This window comes from Paenibacillus sp. MZ04-78.2 (assembly GCF_024213375.1).
Classification (GTDB): Bacteria; Bacillota; Bacilli; order Paenibacillales; family NBRC-103111; genus Paenibacillus_G.
Genome location: NZ_JANAVJ010000017.1, coordinates 21,420 through 38,544, shown reverse-complemented (window position 1 = coordinate 38,544; position 17,125 = coordinate 21,420). Strand labels below are relative to the sequence as shown.

The following is a 17,125-nucleotide window of genomic DNA, read 5'->3' as shown; positions in this document are numbered from 1 at the left end:
GTAGCAGTTCCTTTTATTGTAACAGGGAAGGGAATTGGAGAAAAAGGAAAACTTTTCTCATGTCGTAATACTTTCGCCATGTTCGCGGGGCCGAAAATAAGCGATGATAGTACACGTAAGGCCGACGCCGAAAGGCAAAAGCTTTACGCCAAAAGATCACCGAGGCGCTTGGAAGGGTTACTTCGCCTCTTAAGCGACAGGTCGCCGGTTCGAGTCCGGCTTCCGCTATATGGCGGAATAGCTCAGGGGATAGAGCGGTTATGTACCTTTCCACCCACTTCCTCGGGGATCTTTCATGAATAGGAATACCGAAGCGAGGCGCTTGAAAGGGCTCCTTCGACTGATTGACGGCAAAAGCCGGGCGCGTCAGAAACGCCATGCGCCTTTTCGTTTTTTCCTCGCTTCGTTCTTATTAAGTTCATATTACGGCAAGGCGCCGGGGAGGGTTCCAACTATGAGTTCCGCTAAAAAAATGTTCGGCGCCATGTTGCCGACGAAATATAACAAAGACGGATTTCCCGCTTATGCGCGTTCAGCCAAAGAGCAGTACGTGCAGACGCTGTTGACCAATACGCTAGGAAATACATTTTACGCCGATCAAAACGAGCTGCTGCAGGACGCGCTGGAGCTGCACCACGAAATGGCGCGGCAAAATCCGCAATTTATGGCCAAAGCGCTGGTGTTCGCCCGCAACGAGGGATTTATGCGGCTGCAGCCGCTGTTCGGACTGGCCATCCTGTCGTCTTACCGGCCGGATGTATTCGCCAGAGTGTTCGACCAGGTGGTCCGGATTCCTTCGGATTTGTCCGACTTCCTGACGATCCTGCGGGGACTTGGCCGCGGGCAGGGCGGCCGGGCCGTGAAACGGCAGGTTGCCCGCTTCCTGTCCGGGGTATCCGAATATTGGGCGCTGAAGTACAACGGCCGGGGACGCGGATTTAGCTTGGGCGACGCGATCGCGACGGCGCATCCGAAGCCGGTCGATCTCAAGCAGCAGGCGCTGTTCCGTTACCTGCGCGGGCAGGAGACAAGTCTCGCCATGCTCCCGCAGGTGGAGGCGTTGGAGCAATTGAAGCGGGCGAGAAGCGAGGCCGAGCGGCTCGCTTGCATCGAACGCGGAAAGCTGCCGTACGAAACGGTGACGGGGGCGATCAAGCCGTCCAAGGCCGTCTGGGAGGCATTGCTGCGCCAGATGCCTACGTTTGCGCTGCTGCGCCACTTGAACGCGCTGGATCGCGCGGGCGTGTTCGAGAAGAAAGCCAATCTGACGTTTGCGGTGGAGCGTCTGACGAACGCTGAGGCGCTGCGCAAAGCGAAAATTTTGCCATTCCGGTTCGCCAAGGCGTTCCGGGAGGTAGAGCGTCCGGAGCTGCGCGACCCGCTTCGGGATGCGGTGGAGCTTACGTTTGCGAACTTGCCGGAGATCGGCGAGAACACGGCGATTTTCCTCGATATTTCCGGTTCCATGCAGGGGGAGTATTTGCAGATCGGGTCCGTATTCGCCTTGGCGCTGTACAAGAAGACACAGGGGAACTCGTTGTTCTGGCTGTTCGATACGAAAGTGACGGATGCCAAGCCGTCGCGTCACGACAGCATCTTAACGCAAGCGGACCGCATTCGTTCCCGCGGCGGAACCGATACCGGCGCGCCTGTGCGCAAGCTGTTTAATGAAAACAAGCGGGTCGATCAGATCATCATGATCACGGATGAGCAGCAGAACAGCGGAAGCTCGTTCTACGCCGAACTGGCAAAATACCGCGCCAAGGTGAACCCGCAGGTCAAAGCGTTCATTGTCGACATTGCGCCGTACCGCTATGCGATGGCGCCGCCTGCCGACCGGAACACGTTCTATATTTACGGTTGGAGCGATACCGTGCTGTCCTATATTGCGCAAGCGGTACAGGGCTACTCGGACATGACCGGGAAGATCGACGCCATGGAGCTGGGTGGCACCGAAAAGTAACGATCCCGAAGTACAAACAACACAGATTCGACTTCCGCATCTCATCGGTCCTATTCAGATGCCATTTTACGCCAGTCGGCCATGTCCGGCACACGCCGTAAAACCATCTATAAGAGCATCGGGCCATGGACCACTGAGGTCGATGGCTTTTTTTACATATAGCAGCATCACGATCCGAAGGAGGAGAACCGCGATGACCGACTTTCGTCAACCTATATTAGAAGAACTCTACCAGATCGAGCGGCAGGAGCAGGTGCGCATCCTGTACGCCTGCGAATCAGGCAGCCGGGCATGGGGATTCCCGTCAAAGGACAGCGACTACGATGTCCGTTTCCTGTACGTCCGGCCTGTCGAATGGTACTTATCCATATTTGATCAACGGGACGTGATCGAGCGGCCAATCAGCGACAAGCTCGATATCAACGGCTGGGATTTGAAGAAGGCGCTGAATTTATTCCGCAAGTCGAACCCGCCGCTGCTGGAATGGCTGCAATCGCCGATCCCGTACTTCGAGAAATTTTCTGCAGCGGAGCGTATCCGCAGCATGTCGCCGCTGACCTTTTCCCCGAAGTCGTGCATGTATCACTATCTTAATATGGCAAAGGGAAATTACCGCGAATACTTGCAGGGGGAGCAGGTGAAAATCAAAAAATATTTTTACGTGCTTCGTCCGGTTCTGGCCTGCGAATGGATCGAGCGGTTTCACGCGATGCCGCCGATGGAATTCGACGTGCTGGTGGACCGCTTGGTGCCGGAGGGCAGCGAGCTGAAACAGGTCATTCTCAAGCTGGTGGAACGCAAAATGGCGGGAGACGAAATGGACTACGAGCCAAGGATCAACCCCATCAACGAGTTTTTGGAACAAAAAATGAATCATTTCGAGCGCACGGCCGTTCATTTGAACAGCGCCGAAGGCGCACAGGCCCGCGAGCTTGACGGGCTGTTCCGTGCCGTGCTTAGCGAAGTGTGGGAGAACAGGTGATTGACGATGACAACCGACGACTATGAGGATGCATCGTCAGCGGTAGGCGATTTTCTAAGGCATTCGCAGACGATGTGTGTGACCGCAGCACAGCTGTCGGTTGTGACGGATATTTATGATTTTTTAAACGGAGACGAGCAGCGTTGGGAACAACGGTACGGCAGAGGCTGGTCCGGCGACCTGCGCAAAGCCTGCAAGCGGCTGTGCGAGAACGTCATCCGCGATGAAGGTTGGCCGTCCAAAATCGAGAGGAAGTGGCGGGCGCTTTGCAGGAACTGGTCGCCTCCGAGCCGAATGAACAAGTAAAGGAACGAATTGCGAAGCTTTTGCAGGAAAAGGAGCTGACGGCATGGCTTATCAAATTAAAGACGGCGTCCGCGTCTGGGGGAACCCGGAGGCAGGCGCCTTGGCGCAAGCCAAAACATGCGCGGAGCACGGAAATGTCGTGCAGGCGCTGCTGATGGCGGACCACCACAAGGGCTACAGCCAGCCGATCGGCGGGGTGATCGTCTACGAGGGACAAATCTCGCCGTCCGGCGTCGGGTACGATATCGGATGCGGGAACAAAGCGGTGCGAACGAACCTGCTCGCAGCGGATATCCGGCCCAGGCTGGCGCGCATCATGGACGACATCGCACGAAACGTTTCGTTCGGCATCGGGCGCGTAAACAGCGAGAAGGTGGATCACGAGCTGTTCGACGATCCGGACTGGTCGGTGTATGCCGCCATCGGGCGTCAGGAGCACGATAAGCTGAAGGCGCTCGCCCGCGACCAGTTAGGGACCGTAGGCAGCGGGAATCACTTCGTCGATTTGTTCGAGGAAGCGGGGACGGGGAGGCTGTGGATCGGCAATCACTTCGGCAGCCGCGGATTCGGGCATAAGACGGCCAGCGGGTTTATGAACCTTGCAGCGGGACGGGAGTTTATGGCCAAGGCTCCGGGGGAAAAGATGGACCAGCCGCCGGTGCTGCTCGATCTGGACAGTGAGCTTGGCGATATGTATTACCGTGCCATGAAGCTGGCCGGGCGGTACGCGTACGCCGGAAGAGACGCCGTCATTCGTCAGGTGCTGGCGATTCTGGGAGCGGACGCGGAATTCAAGGTGCATAATCACCACAATTATGCGTGGAAAGAGACCCACAGCGGCCGTGAAACGGTCGTCGTGCGCAAAGGGGCGACGCCGTCCGCTCCCGGCCAGCTTGGATTCATTGGCGGGAGCATGGGCGATATCTCGGTCATTGTCCGGGGAAAAGATACGGAGGAAAACCGTGCGGCCTTCTACAGCACGGTGCACGGCGCGGGAAGAATAATGAGCCGCACGCAAGCGGCCGGCAAAATGAACTGGAAGACACGCGTCCGCACGGGCGGACTCATCTCGGAGGCGCAAATGCAGGAAGCCGTGCGGAGCTTCGGCGTCGAGCTTCGCGGAGCCGGAACGGACGAGAGCCCGTTCGTGTACCGGAAGCTTCAGGATGTGCTGGACGCCCATACGGAGACGATCGAGGTGCTGCATGTGCTGAAGCCGATCGGCGTATGCATGGCCGGGGCGGACGAGTTCGATCCGTATAAGGACTAGCCGCGCTAATTTTTAATCGAATTTTGAGCTTTTTTTAAGGTGCGCTTAAGCTTGTCGGGGCATACTAAAGAAGATCCCGTTACTTAACATATAATTTGAATCCCCGCCGTCGCTGCCATCGACGAGGCGGGGATTTTTTTGTTCGTTTATGCGTAGGGGCGTTACTCCACAAACGGAGCGATTTTCGGAAACACGCGCAGGGCGGTTTTGTAAAAGACATGCTCGTGATACGCCTCCGGAATCAGCTCCTGCACGAATTGCAGATAAGGCTGTACCGGGGCAAGCGGCCAGTCGGTGCCAAACAGCATTTTCTCATAATGGTCGCAAAACGTAACCGCATGGCGCAAATGGGCGAAGAAGAGCGGAGAATCCTTGAGCCGCGCGCATTCCGCGGCATCGCCAACCATCAGGCCGGACAAATCGGCGAATACGTTGCGGTTCTTGTAGACGATCTCGGCTCCGTCCAGCACCCACGGGTCTCCGAAGTGGGCGATCATGAAGTTGACGTCGCGGTGGGCGACGGCAACCTCGTCCACCGTCAGCGGGTGCGAATATTTCAGCAGGCCGCGCTCCGAGTACGTATCGCCCGTATGATAGACGACCGGGACCTTGTACTGCTTCGCCAGCTCGTACACTGGCTGGTAGACGTCATCATAGGCATAGTACGGATAGTAGCCGAGGTAAATTTTGATCCCGACCGCCTCCGGCCGCTGCAGCGCCTGCTCCAAGGCATCCAGTTCGGCGTTGCCCAGCTTGAACGGGTTAACGCCGGGGCAGTACACGATCTGCCCCGGATACGACTCCACCATATCAAGTCCCATCGGCGTCGGGGCTTCCCGGTCGGGGAAGCCTCCGGCGGCGGTCTCCGTCACCCCCATGCCGATGCCGAGCACAACACCGTTCTCGGCGTATTCGCGCAGCAGCCCGTCAACGGAGTAATCGACGAACGAACGGCTTTCTGCGGTTTCCTTGAACGAAGCAATATGAGACAAGTGCATGTGCGCATCAATGATTTTCATTCCGTATTACTCTCCTTTTTTCGTGTCATTGGCTTCAAGTATAATAGGGAAGGAGAGTCTTCGTAAAGCCTTCAAGCTGTCCGCCGGCAGCGGGGTGTCCGGGAATACGAGGAACACCGGAGCCGACCGGCTCACGCTTCCGTGAGGCAGGCGAACATTCCGCGTGAGCGACAGGCAGCAGATTTCCTTGTTCGTGTTGACCGAAGGGCGGTTGGCTTCTTCATCCGTCACGATGTGCATGACCCCGGTCTGGCTATCCAGGCCGAATACGTAATCCTTCGTTTCGTGTACGCTGAGCTCCCCTTTTCCGAGCGGGTAACGCAGCGTTTTTCCGTTCGGAGCGCAGGTTTGCAGCCACCCATAGCCGCCTGTCTCGTCGAGACGAAGGAACAGCTCGCTGAGCACCGATTTATCCAAATACGTTCCGGTGTTCTGATGAATGTCCGTCATATAAGCGAGCACCGGCACTCCGGGGAGCATCAAATAATAGCTGTCCATGATCGTCCCTTTGAACGTATCGTGGTTCCGGATGGATTGGCGGACCCGAATGCCTGACCACACGTTGCCTTTCTCGTCGGAGAGGCGGACAAAGTCGGAGGAATGCTCTTCATTGCGCACGGATAACGGACCCATCTCGTTGAAGTGACCCGACAAGCCGCCGATCCAAGGATTCCACCACGACTTCGCCCCGTATTCGGGAAACCCGGAAGCGAGCCATTCCCGGCCATCGACCGAAAGCGAACGTAACCCGGGGGAATAGTCGACCGAAGCCGAGATGCGAATGATTCCATTATCGACCTCAAGCACCGAATAACCGGCTTCGGTCGATGTCGTGCTGCTGATTTCATCGCTGGAAACGGGGAACAATGCGGCATGATAAGCCTCTTCATGCGCGTCGAGCCGCGCTTCTACCTGGACCACGCAGCAGCGGGATTCCGGCGGAGGCAGCATGAAGCGGGCTTCCGTCGCCTCGTCGTCGGGCGACAAAAGCACCCGCTCCTCCGTTTCGGCTGCATCCATATAGCGGGCGAAGAGCTCGCCTTCCCATACGGTCTGCTTCATATCCCGAAGCACGACCGGCATTTCTTCCGCATCCGGCGGCACGAACGGATTTCCTTCGTTGGCCGTCAGCTCCACGCTACGGATTGGCGGCGCCGTCGTTTCTTGTCCGATGCGCTTCAGGGCAAATTCCCGGAACGAGGTCCAATCGTCGAACCCGCCCATAGACATGAAGATCGTATCCGACGTTTTCGTTTCCCCGGCTTCCAGCTGTCCGAAGCAAGTTTCCAGCTCCAGATACCACTCTCCCAATCTCATCCGGTGGTTGCCGGACCAGCAAATTCCGTATGCGCTTCTTGCGCCGCGTACGAAGAGCCAAGGCTCGCTAACTTTGGCGCCGTCCCAGTACTCGTAATCGAGGCCGTGCGAGTCGGTCGTTTCGACGATTTGACCGTCGTAAGGCAGTACGACTCCGTACAAGTCGGATTCGAAGCGCTGGGATACCCACATTTCGCTGACGACGGGAGCGTTCGAGTCGTTTTCCAGCTCCTGCCACAGCTTCGCCGTTCCGTCAGCGTAAAGCAGCGTATGGAGATGCATGAGCAGCTGCGGGAAACTATCCGAACGATACGTTAGACGATAGCCGACCGCTCCCCGCTCCTCTTTGGGCTCGACACGTACCGGCTTCTTGCCGGTAAATTCGGCGGAATACGGCTTGCCTATGGACGGCGGCGACAGCGTGAGTTGTTCGCCCTTCCGGCTCCATGTCTGAAGGACTGTTTCATTTTGATCCTTATCGTATTCGATTTCATAGCTGCCGTTTACGGCAACCCGGTTGTTTTCCGTCTCTCCGGTAAACATCGCCCCGGGGCCTGCGAAGGCTCCGCCAACAAAGCGGGTGAACGTTACCTCCGGCCCGTTGTCCGGAATCGCCCGGACTTGAATCGGGGCTTGATAGAAGCCGTAGTCGAGCAGGCGGTACGGAACCGCCAAAGATATACGCTCCTTCGCTTCCAAGCGGGCTTCGAAAGTCCGCTGTCCGAGCGCAAGCCAAGCCTGTTCCGGCAGCTCGAAGAAGAACGAGGCCGTTACCGGGAAATGGTTTTGCATATCGAGGTACAGGACGTAATCCCCGCCAAGCGCATGCCTCGCATCCGGCACCTGCATCGTCAGGCTGGCCGGAAATTTCGGCACGATGCCAACCTTGAGCAGCGCCTCCAGCCCGTTAATTCGTACCCGCGTCTGCACGGCAGGGCAGGTGCGCGATTCGCTCTGCTCTTCCTCGATGGCTCCGACGAAGAAGCGCGCGGAGATTCGTTCCTCGCCTTCCACCTGCAACTCGCCTTTCCAATCGAATGCGACATTGCCGTCCGGTTCGCCCTGAAGCTCAAGCTTCAGCGGGGCGCCCGATTTGTTCACGATGCGGTATTCGATAACGTACTCGCTGCCGAACACCGGCTCGGCCTGCTCCGCGGTTGCGGAAAGCAAGTAGTCCTCCGTTTCGATGAGACAGATGCCGCGGCCTTTGCGCTCGATATCGACGCGAAGCGTTTGTCCGTTTTTGGACCATGCGTAAGTGTATATATCGAAGCCGTTCACTTTATGGCCGTCCGGCTTCACTTCGATCGTCCGCGTCAAGTCGGCGTACCAATCGATATCCTTAAGATAGGGGGCAAGCGCTTCGCAAGCCGCCACTTGGGGGATGAAATTCATGAAATGCGTCGAGTCCTCGCGGTCTTCCCAGAAAAAGCCGCATTTTTTGTACAGCGGCACCGCCTTCATATTAGCTTCCCAAGTATACAAATCGACACGCGGCCAGCCCAGGCGGATCGTTTCCTCCACCGCCCGCAGCACGAGCATTTTGCCGATTTTGAGGCCATGGTAGTCCGGGCGTACGTTCAACAGCGGGATGTACAGTGCGCCGGTATCCTCGCGGTATTCGCCCAGGTTGCAGTATCCGACGACTTGATCGTCGCAGACGGCGAGAAAGACGGCCAAGGCGTCCGAGTTTTCCTGGTCCCGGCGAACTTGCTCGGCTGTCCGGACGGCCGATCCTCCGCCCCATTCGTCTTGGCTCCGGTTCCACATCTCGGCTAAGCTCGACGCATAATCAGGATGGTAATGTACGATGTTCACTTGTGTTGTCATTTTAACTTCCACCTCGGCTACTGAAAAAATAGAGAAGATGATGGATATACGTCCAAGAAGGGAGGAAGGTTTCAGGCTCGGGAAAAAAGAAGGGGAAGATCGCTCCCGCGGCGAAGCAGTAAGCGGCGGCAGAGGAGAAATGAAGGGACCATTTCTGCGGATCGGGAGCCCCCTGCTTCTCGAACATTTCAAGACCCGGAATTCTTCTGCCCGGAATGTAACGGAACACTGGTGGGAAAGAAAAAGCCGACGGACAAGTGATCCGTCGGCTAGAACGATAAGTCACCCATTAGGGTGAGCTTGTTCTTTTTAGGTTTAATGATAAATCATGATGGATTTGTTATATTTTAATGATGGCTAACATGTCATCTCCGTCTTCGTCCATACCGACGTCAACGAAACCAAAGTTGGCGTAGAAGTCTTTCGCTACAGGATTATTGGGATTGTAGCAGATCTCGATTTCTTCCAATCCATCTGTCTGTCTAATTTCATCAAGGGCCAGCAGTAAAGCTTTGCGCCCAATACCTTTGTTCTGATAGTTCTGATCCACCATAAAACGCCAAATCGATATTTTCCCTTTTGTCTTTGGAACCCACATAAAAAATCCAACAGGCTTGCCGTCTAGACAAATTGCGCGTGTTTGATAGGATGGATTGAATTTTGTTAAAATGGAATTTGTTCCGTGGTAAACCCATAATCACGCTCTTCCGCCCACGCTTGCAGGCCGTTCCAGAAAGCTTCGCACGTCAGGAAGACACGGTCCGGGTCGGATAGCTCGCCGGACAGCACGAGCTGTGCCAGCGCATCAAAGCCTTCCGGCCGGTCGGGCAGGGTCATTGCTTCGGGAATGACCTTGGCTCCCGTAGAGTAGGTCGTCCGATGATGAAGCCCGATGAGCATCGCGGCGTATTGCGCGGTCTCCATGGCCAGATAAGGCAGGTACGTCCGCGGGCCTTGGGCGTTGGCATTGCGCCATTTGCCGGCGAATTCGAACATTTCGCCGACCAGAATGCCGTGGATGCTTTCGCGGAAATCGGCTTCGTCCGGCGACTGGACCGCCGCTATCAGGTCATCGAAAAAGCCGTCCGGGTCGTACAGCGGCAGAGCCGTAAGGAAGGCGCCGTGGGATAAGGGCCATGAATCTTCGACGGTCTTCGCGTACTTCAGCAGCTCCTCCTCGCTGTACACGTTTACCTCCGCTTTCCAGGCGCCGGCCGCCCATTCGTGGCTGAAGTCGATCGGTTCTTCTCCGTCTTCCGTGCGTAGAACGCAAAGCATTTCGATGTCGGAGTAAGGTCCGTCGGTGCCTCGCGCCATAGAGCCGTAGAGGCCGATCGCTTTTATTTTGTCGCCGTATACCTGTTTAAGCCGGTCAGCAATGTTATGGCCAATGGCCCGTCTTTCATCTTTGGTTACCGCCTGTGGTCCGTTCATTCGTTTGCACGCTCCTTGATAAAAATAATGTTTGTTTCGCGCATTGCTTCGAACGGAGGCGGCGGTCCCCGGGGTTAACGGGGGACTTTTAGGCGAGGCATGAGCATCGATCTCCTTTTGGCTAAAATGTACGATTGTCTTATTCTTACGCGCGCGAGGGGAATAAGGTTTCTACAAAATCCGGCTATGCTTTTTTCGGCCAGAAGGTATAGCTGAAGCTCCATATAAAGTCGATCCCCAGTATGACCGCCCAGCGCGTCGGCTTTATTGGCTTTCTCCATGCGGCTGGTCGCCGAACGGATAAAAAAACGTATACAGTCGCTTCCGCAAGACGGCGATCCCCAGGAAAATATCGAAGCGCTTATCGGTCAAATCGTGCCGTTGGACGAAGACCGTTTGGCGGAAAGTCAAATCTGGATTGCCTTTTCGACTTTTGCTTTGACCGAGCCGGAATTGAGGCCGCTGAGCCGGGAAATTCACGATTCGCTGCGGGACGTGTTCCGTAACATCCTCGAAGCCCTCGCCCAGTCGCAGCTGCTGAAGCCGGGGCTTGACACGGAGCTGGAAGCGAAGCGGTTCCACGCGTTGGTGGACGGTTTGCTCGTACACGGCGTCATCGCATCCGAGGTCGTGCTTGCGGAAGAAATTGCAGGGATCGTTGCGCGGCATTTGGACAGCTTGCTTGTGCCGTAACGCTGTCGCTGGCAGAAAGGATAAAGAGCCTGTCTCGGAGACAGGCTCTTTGATATGGAAAAACATGAATTCACGGCTTACCCGAACTGGCGCAGCGCCGAATGGCGGGTCGGGCCGACAAAGCCGTTCAGCGGAAAGCCGTGCCGGATGGCCGCGCTGATGAAGCGTTTTGCGGCGCCGACCGCTTCTTTGACGTCGGCGCCTTTGGCAAGCTCGGCCGTAATGGCCGCGGAGTATGTGCATCCGGCTCCATGCGTATAGGTGGTGGAAATTTTGTCCGATTCGTACAGCTCGAATGCCTTTCCGTCATAAAGCAAGTCGACCGCCTGCGGATGATTCAGCTTCGCCCCGCCTTTGATCAGGACGTACTTGACGCCTGTCGCATGGATGATCTGCGCCGCTTCTTTCATGTCCTCCAGCGTTTGAATCGGCGGACGGTTCGCAAGCTGCGCCGCTTCGAACAAATTCGGAGTGACGACGTCCGCGATCGGGACGAGCAGCTCCCGCAGCGCAACGGTGGATTCGGGATGGAGCGCCTCGTCGTTGCCTTTGCAGACCATCACAGGGTCCACAACGATACGCTGTAACCCTTTGCCTTTGAGTGTATGCGTAATGAGCTCGATCAGCTCGACCGAGCCGAGCATGCCCGTCTTGAGCGCATCGACGCCTACGCCGTCAAGCACGGTTTGCAGTTGGGCCTCGACGGTAGGCAAAGCGATCGGATGAACGCCGTGGTGCCATTGGTTGTTTGGGTCCATCGTGACGACCGTCGTAAGAACCGTCATTCCGTAGACGTCGCGTTCCTGGAACGTTTTTAAATCGGCTTGAATTCCGGCGCCGCCGCTTGTATCGGAGCCGGCAATGGTTAACGCTTTTGGTATGCTCATTATACTTCTCTCCCCGGATGAATGATGTTGCATTTATGACCTATCCTATCATGTTGGCGCAAAATTTCAATCGAAAATTCGCGGATTTCCCCAAAAAATGCCAAAAGATGACTATCGCCGCTTGGCGCCTTGCAGCAGGCGCATCATTTGGGCTGCCGCCTCGCTCGCCCACTCCGCGGCGCGCCCGACCGCTTCCTGCAAGTCGCAAGGCTTGCGCACGATGGAAAAAGCCGCCGTCAGTCCGAGTTCGTCCAGCTGCTCTGCGGGCAGCTCCAGACTGCCGCACAAGGCGACCACCGGTACTCCCGCGTCCCGGGCCTTGCGGCAAATACCGGCAATCGCTTTGCCGGACAGCGTTTGCCCGTCCAGCCGGCCTTCGCCGGTGATTACCCAGTCGGCGTCCCGAAGCTGCGCTTCAAACTTCGCCTTCTCCAGCACGATGTCGATGCCGGAGCGAAGCTGCGCGCCGAGGAACGCATGCAATCCGGCCCCCATGCCGCCGGCCGCGCCGCCGCCGGGCAGCGTCAGCACGTCGATGCCTGTTTGCCGGCGAATGACGTCGGCCCACTGCCGCAGCGCCCGGTCCAGCGCTTGCGCCATGTCCGGCGTCGCGCCCTTCTGCGGGCCGAAGACGGCGGAAGCGCCCTCCGGCCCGCAGAGCGGGTTGCGGACGTCCGTCGCCGCCACGAAGCGGCATTCTGCGAGACGCGGGTCCATGCCGGAGGCGTCGAAGTCGGCGAGCCCGCCGAGCGCGCCGCCCCCGGAGGGCAACGGGACGCCGTCCGCTCCGTACCATCGGACGCCGAGCGCCTCCAGCATGCCGGCCCCGCCGTCGTTCGTCGCGCTGCCGCCGAGCCCGATGAGGAACTTCCGGCATCCGCGGTCCAACGCGGCCCGAATCAGCTCGCCCGTCCCGTAGGAGGAGGTGGCAAGAGGGTTGCGCCGAAATTCGGGAACGAGCGGCAGCCCGGACGCCTGCGCCATTTCGACGACGGCGGTGCCGTCCTTCAGGATGCCGTAGACGGCCGTGACCGACTCTCCGAGCGGGCCGCGAACCTCTGCTTCCACCCGGGTACCGCCGCAAGCATGCACAAGGCTGTCTACCGTGCCTTCTCCGCCGTCCGCGACCGGAAGCTCGACGATGTCGGCATCCGGGACAACGCTCCGAATGCCGGAGCTTACGGCTCTGCACAGCTGCAGAGCGGACAGCGAGCCTTTGAACGAATCCGGCGCAATCACGATTTTCATATGCCATTCCCCCGCGGGTAATTTAGATAAAACGATTATACCACCGCGCCAAAAGCGGTATCCAACATTTCCGGCCGGTCCCGGTCAGCGTTTCGTAAGGGAAATATCAGGAAGCTATCCGTTCTCCTTCCGCCGACGCTTGGCTACAATGGAAACGAGTGGATAGAGAGAGGGAGTGCTGAGATTGACTCATCGAACAGTTGCGAGGGGCGCCGGATGGAGCGTCCTGTTTGTCGCGCTGCTGCTGACGCTTGCGGCCTGCAAGTCGAAGCTGCTTGTCGCTTTGTTGGTGGAGACGGTGGAGGTGAGGGGCGGCGGTCGTCACCTTGCCGAGAAAATCAAGGTCTTGTTTCGGGGCTTCGCGAAGTAAGCAGCCAGTGCTGCCGCTTGCGGAACCTCGCGGCCGTTTGATCACAAGCGCCCACGCGGAAAATCCAACGGTTCCCAATTTCGTTCCTTGTGATAAGATGGGAAAGGGGCTTGCGAGCCTGTACCTCAATCGAAGTAAGGCGAATGTTCGGAATGAAGGAGCAATTTTGGATGACCCCAGATCTTGATGATGTGTGCCTTGGGCGGCATACGCTGCTCAAAGGCGGCGCCTACCGGATCGAAGAACGGCTGGCTTCCAGCGAACTGTCCATCGTTTATAGCGGATGCCCGGCCAAGGGAGAAGAGAGGCTGGTGATCAAGGAATTTTATCCCGGAAGTCTGGCTTTAAGAGATATGGACGGGAAGGCGGTCTTATGCCGCCGTCCTTCGAGCCGCCGGAAGTTTGAAGAACTGAACGATGCCTTCCGGAGGGAAGCCTCGATTCTAAGCCGGCTCCGGCATAGGCATATCGTTGAATATATCGACCATTTCGAAGAAAACGGGACGAGCTATCTGGTGACCCGTTATTGCCCGGGCAAGCCGCTCGTGGACTTTATCCGGGAGGTGAAGCCTTCGGCGGCGCAATTGATCCGGAACGTTCTGCTGCCGTTTCTGGATACGGTGGACTTCGTACACCGGCAAGGCCTCATTCACCGGGATTTGAAGCCGGGGAATGTGCTGATTTCGGAAGAAGGCCGGCCGGTGCTGCTGGATTTCGGTTCGGCCGTATCGCTCGCGGAGCCGGACGTCCGTCCGATTTTTACAACGGCCGGCTTCTCCCCGCTGGAGCTGTATTCGGAAAAGGCCCGGCAAGGGAAAAAGGCCGATCTGTTCAGCGCTGCCGCGATTTTATACTACAGCTTCACCGGGCGCGTTCCGATGGACGTTTCCGAGCGGCTGATCGAGGACCGCATGGAAAGCGCCAGAACCGCGAACCCGGAGATCGGCCTGCTGCTGTCGGGGATGATCCGATGGGGGCTTGCCGTTCAGCCGCGCAGAAGATGTCCGTCGCTGAAGCTGCTCAAGGCCGCTTTGCGGCTGGAATATATGCGCCTGAAAGCCGGGATGCGGCGGAATCGTCCGGAGCCGTCCGAAAAATAGCGGAGCTGCGGTGGCGCTATTCGGTTCATTTGCTCGCTGTGCCTCCGCTTAGAGGAACTGCGGTGCGTTATCGATGCTTCGCAGGCACGGCAGAATATTTTTCGACACGGTTAGGTCAGCTTCCACTCAAATGTCAGGGAGCACGAGGATTGCCCGACAACTTCCGCCCGAACGCCCCGAAGAGAAAAAAGCGGCCCGGGCGCGTTCTCGCCGAATCCACAGCTTTTGCCCAACTCCCCCTGGCCACCCCCGCGATGGAGCGACAAAAACCCAACCCCCTCTACAGGGTGTTGGGTTTTACTTCTTTATACCGCAGCTCGATTTCCGTCAGCCGGTCCTCGAACGTGATGTAAATTTTCTCGTTGTAGCTGATCGATTCCTTTTTGTTGCGGGGGATCGGCGTCTTGCCCTTTTCAATCGTGCAGCGCGTGTTGTGCCGCAGCAGGATCGTGCCGTTCTTCCCGGCTTCGATGATGATGCGCTCCGCCTCCGGCAGCGGCTCGTTGACGTCGAGGCTGGCGAACAGCTCGCGCAGGCTGATCTGGCGCTTCTCGAATGAAGCGAGAGGCCAGTACTTCACCGGTATATCGCTGCCGCTCGCCGTATTGAGGAAGTACCCTTCCAGCCTTCCGACAAAGCGGGGCTTCGGACGAAGCAGCCAATAAACGGCCCAAGCGGCCAGCAGCACGGCGAGCACGATGCCCGCGATAATCAAATAACGCTGCACGACGGAGTGCACGTTGATGACGAGGTCTGAGGTGACGGAAGCTCCCTCGTCGTCCGTTACCGTCATCGTCAGGACCGCTTTGCCGGCGTGCATGGAAGCGACGGTTAACGTATCGCCGTCCACCGCGAAGTCGGCCAGCTTGGCGTTGCTGTTGGAGGCGATCGTATAGCTCAGCTTGTCCTGATTCACATCGCGAAAATAGTTCTTAAGGTCTATTTTGGCGTCTCCGTCTTCCTTCGTCAGCTCGATGGCTCCGCTGCTGATCGGTTCGGGCGCCGTGTTCGCGATATTTAGTTCGCTGACCGCCGTTTCCCGGTAAAAATCCGGGCTGCTCAGAAACACGCGGGCTTGATACTTGCCGGAGTGCGGGAAGACCGTCTGCACTTCGAAGCCGTTTCCGTTCAGCTTCATCGGCGTCCGTTCTTCTTTATTCGTCTGCAAGTCTTTCACGATCAGCTCGGCCTTCATCGATTGGTACACGTCGGCGTCGGCCAGCTTGGTTCCGTCCGCATGGCGCAGCAGGAAGGCGGAAACGGTCGACGGCACGCCCTTGACCGGCTGGGCAAGCTCCATTCCCGCCTTGAGGCCGTAGTTGCCGAGCAGGCTGATTTTCACAAAATCCCCGGGCTTCGCTTTGAATTTCAGCAGAAAGGCGCCCTTTTGCGGCTGGGGAATTTTGAGCAGCGAGTATTTGTCCGACTTTACGAATCGGATGTTTTTCGAATTGTAGTACAGATGCGTTTCGGTGATCGGATGCTCCGACAACAGCACGATATTGGCTTCGTTCATGCTGCCGTTCGGAATGTTGACCGTCACTTCCTGCAGCTCCCCGGTGGCTGTGACAGCTGCGACGGGGACGAGCACGGAGCGGATTTGCTTGGCGAAAATGTTGTTGAAAATTTCCGGCAGATCACCCGCGCTTTCCGTGATGAACGACGTGCCCCCCGTCTTGGCGGCGATCGTTTCGAGCTGCGGCGCGTTGACCGAGCCGTCATGATTAAGCCCGACGGTGTAGATGGGGTAGCCCTTCGACTGCGCTTCCGCGATCACGCGCTCCACGTCTTTGTTCGAATCCTCGACCGATCTTCCTGTATAAATAGGTCCAAAGTCCGTCCCGCCATCCGACAGCAGAATCATAAACGGACGTCCGCCGCCTTTGCCGCTCCCGACAAGCTCGGCCCCTTTGCTCAGCCCGAGGCCGAGATCCGTATAGCCGGAGAAACGCAGCTCCGCGATTTTCCTTTTGAGCAGATTTTTTTGCTCCTCCTGGGTTAGCGGGGCGAGCGGCTGCGCCTCGACGATTTTATGGTTGTAGGCGGCAAACCCGACTTGGGTGCGGGCGGCCTCGCTCATGTCCATAAACATTTTGATGACTTCCGCAGCGATCCGGTCCCGGTCCGTGGCGTTCATCGAATAACTGACGTCCATCACGAACACCGCGTCGAAGCCCGGATTCGAATCGCCTTCGGCAAACGCCGATCCGAGCGGGACGAATAGCAGCGACAACATGACAGCAATCGCCAAAATTCGCATTCCAACCGGGACGCGCCTTCTTGTATGCAGTTCCCCAACCATTAAAACTCACCCTTCATTTGTAAAATGTGTGAAAGTTCACCAAAATAACTCTAAACTATCGGTATGTCTTTACCGAAAAATATAGTACAATTAGGGAGTAGTAAAAAAATACAATTTTGTTAAGTTCGACACATTTTTGAAAGGGAGGTGATGAAAAAGGGAATGAAAGGATGGATTTATATGGTTAATTCAGCATATAACAGAAGGGCTGAAAAATAAATGTGTTTGCTCAAAAATAGGACTATAGTCCTTGATTATCTAGGATTCAATGACTATAAAAATCCATGGTTGACAAAATAAAACACAAAACTCTATGATTAGACCTGTGTTTCCGGTCTTCATCCCAAAATGCTCGGAAAGGAGTAGGCTATAAGAATCATATGCCGGGTCCGGCAAGTTTTTAT

At 56.9% G+C, this 17,125-nt stretch carries 14 protein-coding genes; 7 read left to right on the top strand and 7 right to left on the bottom strand.

The window, feature by feature from the left end; genetic code table 11:
* Positions 1–454 precede the first annotated feature (454 nt).
* The 4 genes from NLX71_RS14225 to NLX71_RS14210 all read left to right on the top strand — a co-directional run bounded on the left by NLX71_RS14225 (position 455) and on the right by NLX71_RS14210 (position 4,521).
* On the top strand, positions 455–1,963 hold the full coding sequence (locus tag NLX71_RS14225) for a TROVE domain-containing protein (RefSeq protein ID WP_254364339.1): 1,509 nt from the start codon (positions 455–457) through the stop codon (positions 1,961–1,963).
* Between the two features lie 193 nt (positions 1,964–2,156).
* On the top strand, positions 2,157–2,945 hold the full coding sequence (locus NLX71_RS14220) for a nucleotidyltransferase domain-containing protein (protein ID WP_254364338.1): 789 nt from the start codon (positions 2,157–2,159) through the stop codon (positions 2,943–2,945).
* Positions 2,946–3,251, top strand: a complete 306-nt coding sequence (locus tag NLX71_RS14215; protein WP_254364337.1) for a hypothetical protein — start codon at positions 2,946–2,948, stop codon at positions 3,249–3,251.
* 43 nt (positions 3,252–3,294) lie between these two features.
* Positions 3,295–4,521, top strand: coding sequence for an RtcB family protein (locus NLX71_RS14210; protein WP_254364336.1), 1,227 nt, complete (start codon positions 3,295–3,297; stop codon positions 4,519–4,521).
* A gap of 161 nt (positions 4,522–4,682) precedes the next feature.
* Here NLX71_RS14210 and NLX71_RS14205 read toward each other — a convergent pair whose 3' ends face one another.
* From NLX71_RS14205 to NLX71_RS14190, 4 genes are all read right to left on the bottom strand, one after another.
* A complete protein-coding gene (locus NLX71_RS14205; protein ID WP_254364335.1) occupies positions 4,683–5,540 on the bottom strand; it encodes an amidohydrolase family protein in 858 nt (285 codons plus the stop codon).
* A 6-nt stretch (positions 5,541–5,546) separates the two neighbouring features.
* A complete protein-coding gene (locus tag NLX71_RS14200; protein ID WP_254364334.1) occupies positions 5,547–8,687 on the bottom strand; it encodes a GNAT family N-acetyltransferase in 3,141 nt (1,046 codons plus the stop codon).
* Between the two features lie 340 nt (positions 8,688–9,027).
* Positions 9,028–9,357 carry a GNAT family N-acetyltransferase gene (locus NLX71_RS14195; protein WP_309248953.1) on the bottom strand — a complete coding sequence of 110 codons (330 nt, stop codon included), beginning with the start codon at positions 9,355–9,357 and terminating at the stop codon, positions 9,028–9,030.
* Complete coding sequence (locus NLX71_RS14190) at positions 9,351–10,121, bottom strand: ANT(4')-I family aminoglycoside nucleotidyltransferase (protein WP_254364332.1); 771 nt, start codon at positions 10,119–10,121, stop codon at positions 9,351–9,353. The genes NLX71_RS14195 and NLX71_RS14190 overlap by 7 nt, the downstream gene beginning before the upstream one ends.
* A 267-nt stretch (positions 10,122–10,388) precedes the next feature.
* Here NLX71_RS14190 and NLX71_RS14185 point away from each other — a divergent pair, with 267 nt between their 5' ends.
* The gene (locus NLX71_RS14185; protein ID WP_254364331.1) at positions 10,389–10,814 is read left to right on the top strand and encodes a TetR family transcriptional regulator C-terminal domain-containing protein; all 426 of its coding nucleotides are present in this window, start codon (positions 10,389–10,391) and stop codon (positions 10,812–10,814) included.
* A 77-nt stretch (positions 10,815–10,891) separates the two neighbouring features.
* Here the strand turns inward: NLX71_RS14185 and pdxK are convergent, their stop codons facing one another.
* Together pdxK and NLX71_RS14175 are read right to left on the bottom strand one after the other, a co-directional pair.
* Entirely contained in the window at positions 10,892–11,701 is an 810-nt protein-coding gene (gene pdxK, locus NLX71_RS14180) for a pyridoxine/pyridoxal/pyridoxamine kinase (RefSeq protein WP_254364330.1), read from the bottom strand.
* Between the two features lie 111 nt (positions 11,702–11,812).
* Positions 11,813–12,949: a glycerate kinase gene (locus NLX71_RS14175; protein WP_254364329.1), complete on the bottom strand. Its 1,137-nt coding sequence runs from the start codon at positions 12,947–12,949 to the stop codon at positions 11,813–11,815.
* A gap of 184 nt (positions 12,950–13,133) precedes the next feature.
* On the opposite strand from NLX71_RS14175, the gene NLX71_RS14170 reads away from it, so the two are divergent.
* Positions 13,134–13,319 (top strand): hypothetical protein, encoded by a 186-nt coding sequence (locus NLX71_RS14170; protein ID WP_254364328.1) that lies wholly within the window; start codon positions 13,134–13,136, stop codon positions 13,317–13,319.
* A gap of 170 nt (positions 13,320–13,489) precedes the next feature.
* Positions 13,490–14,419, top strand: a complete 930-nt coding sequence (locus tag NLX71_RS14165) for a serine/threonine protein kinase (RefSeq protein ID WP_254364327.1) — start codon at positions 13,490–13,492, stop codon at positions 14,417–14,419.
* Positions 14,420–14,699: 280 nt separating this feature from the next.
* Here the strand turns inward: NLX71_RS14165 and NLX71_RS14160 are convergent, their stop codons facing one another.
* Entirely contained in the window at positions 14,700–16,679 is a 1,980-nt protein-coding gene (locus NLX71_RS14160) for a VWA domain-containing protein (protein WP_254364326.1), read from the bottom strand.
* Positions 16,680–17,125 lie beyond the last annotated feature (446 nt).

What these genes read in the sequence shown, in the direction of transcription:
- pdxK (WP_254364330.1), bottom strand. Translation starts at nt 11,701, where the DNA reads ATGAGCATACCAAAAGCGTTAACCATTGCCGGCTCCGATACAAGCGGC.
- NLX71_RS14175 (WP_254364329.1), bottom strand. Translation starts at nt 12,949, where the DNA reads ATGAAAATCGTGATTGCGCCGGATTCGTTCAAAGGCTCGCTGTCCGCT.
- NLX71_RS14220 (WP_254364338.1), top strand. Translation starts at nt 2,157, where the DNA reads ATGACCGACTTTCGTCAACCTATATTAGAAGAACTCTACCAGATCGAG.
- NLX71_RS14190 (WP_254364332.1), bottom strand. Translation starts at nt 10,121, where the DNA reads ATGAACGGACCACAGGCGGTAACCAAAGATGAAAGACGGGCCATTGGC.
- NLX71_RS14200 (WP_254364334.1), bottom strand. Translation starts at nt 8,687, where the DNA reads ATGACAACACAAGTGAACATCGTACATTACCATCCTGATTATGCGTCG.
- NLX71_RS14210 (WP_254364336.1), top strand. Translation starts at nt 3,295, where the DNA reads ATGGCTTATCAAATTAAAGACGGCGTCCGCGTCTGGGGGAACCCGGAG.
- NLX71_RS14160 (WP_254364326.1), bottom strand. Translation starts at nt 16,679, where the DNA reads ATGCGAATTTTGGCGATTGCTGTCATGTTGTCGCTGCTATTCGTCCCG.
- NLX71_RS14205 (WP_254364335.1), bottom strand. Translation starts at nt 5,540, where the DNA reads ATGAAAATCATTGATGCGCACATGCACTTGTCTCATATTGCTTCGTTC.
- NLX71_RS14165 (WP_254364327.1), top strand. Translation starts at nt 13,490, where the DNA reads ATGACCCCAGATCTTGATGATGTGTGCCTTGGGCGGCATACGCTGCTC.
- NLX71_RS14225 (WP_254364339.1), top strand. Translation starts at nt 455, where the DNA reads ATGAGTTCCGCTAAAAAAATGTTCGGCGCCATGTTGCCGACGAAATAT.